Source organism: Streptomyces pathocidini (assembly GCF_001418495.1).
Classification (GTDB): Bacteria; Actinomycetota; Actinomycetes; order Streptomycetales; family Streptomycetaceae; genus Streptomyces; species Streptomyces pathocidini.
This window is the reverse complement of the sequence record NZ_LIQY01000164.1, coordinates 1-1,432: the sequence shown is the minus strand read 5'-3', so window position 1 is coordinate 1,432 and position 1,432 is coordinate 1. Positions and strand designations below refer to the sequence as shown.

At 71.2% G+C, this 1,432-nt stretch carries 1 protein-coding gene; it reads right to left on the bottom strand.

Going from position 1 to position 1,432, the window contains the following annotated elements; translation table 11 throughout:
- Positions 1-87: 87 nt before the first annotated feature.
- Complete coding sequence (locus AOK16_RS09950) at positions 88-1,314, bottom strand: arginine deiminase (RefSeq protein WP_055471886.1); 1,227 nt, start codon at positions 1,312-1,314, stop codon at positions 88-90.
- Between the last annotated feature and the right edge of the window lie 118 nt (positions 1,315-1,432).

Here is a 1,432-nt window from a genome sequence, read left to right as displayed (position 1 = left end):
GACGAGGACTTCTCGGGGTGCGGGGGCTTCTGGGGCGTGCGAAGGCCTTTGGGTTCGGAGGCCTTTGGGTTCGGAGGCTTCGCGCGCCTACGCGGGGTCGCGCTCCACCGGGCAGCTCATACAGCGCGGGCCGCCCCTCCCCCGGCCCAGCTCGCCGCCCGGGATCTCCACCACCTCGATGCCGTGCCTGCGGAGGAAGGTGTTGGTGGTGGCGTTGCGGTCGTACGCCACCACGACGCCCGGCGAGACCGCCAGCACGTTGCAGCCGTCGTCCCACTGCTCCCGCTCCGCCGAGTGCACGTCCTGTGTCGCGGTCAGGACCCGGATGGCGTCCAGGCCGAGCGCGGCCGCGATGGCGCGGTGCATGTGCTCCGGCGGGTGGTCGGTGACCTTCAGCTCGTGCTCGCCGGAGCCCGGCTCGATCGTGTAGGAGCGCAGCATGCCGAGGCCCGCGTACTGCGTGAAGGTGTCCCCGTCGACCATGGTCATCACCGTGTCCAGGTGCATGAACGCCCGGCCCTTGGGCATGTCCAGCGCCACGATCGTGTGCGCGGAACCGGCGGCGAACAGGCCTCGCGCCAGCATCTCCACGGCCTGCGGGGTGGTGCGCTCGCTCATCCCGATGAGCACCGCGCCGTTGCCGATCACGAGCACGTCGCCGCCCTCGATCGTCGACGGGTACGCGCTCTGGCCCTCCGACCAGACGTGGAAGGCGCCGGACTGCGTGAACAGCGGGTGGTGGCGGTAGATCGCCTCGAAATGCACGGTCTCGCGCTGCCGGGCGGGCCAGCGCATCGCGTTGATCGACACCCCGTCGTAGACCCAGGCCGAGGTGTCGCGGGTGAAGAGGTGGTTGGGCAGCGGGGCGAGCAGGAAGTCGTCCAGGTCCATGACGTGGAACCGGACCGAGGTCGGCTCGGCGTGGCGGTCCAGGAACTCCCGCTTGGTCATGCCGCCGACCAGGGCCTCGACCAGCTCGTCGGTCGGCAGCTCGTCGAAGACGGCGCGCAGGTGGTCGGTGGCGAGCGGACCGTACTCCTTCTCCTGGAAGACCCGGTCCAGCACGAGCCTGCGCGCCTCGGGGACCTCCAGGCTCTCGGCCAGCAGATCCCCGAAGAGGTGCACCTCGACACCCTGGTCCCGCAGCACGTCCGCGAACCCGTCGTGCTCCTGGCGCGCCCGGCGCACCCACAGCAGGTCGTCGAAGAGCAGGGCGTCCTTGTTGCTGGGGGTGAGCCGCTTCAGCTCCAGATCCGGCCGGTGCAGGATGACCCGCCGCAGCCGCCCGGTCTCGGAATCCACATGGAATGCCATTCCTCCATCCTGGACCGAGCGGGGGCCCTGGGGGTACGGCACGACGGCATGGGGTGGCGACGACCCGCCCAGACGACGGCGGCGAGCGCGGGGTCGCCGCCGTCGGCTGGGCGGGTCG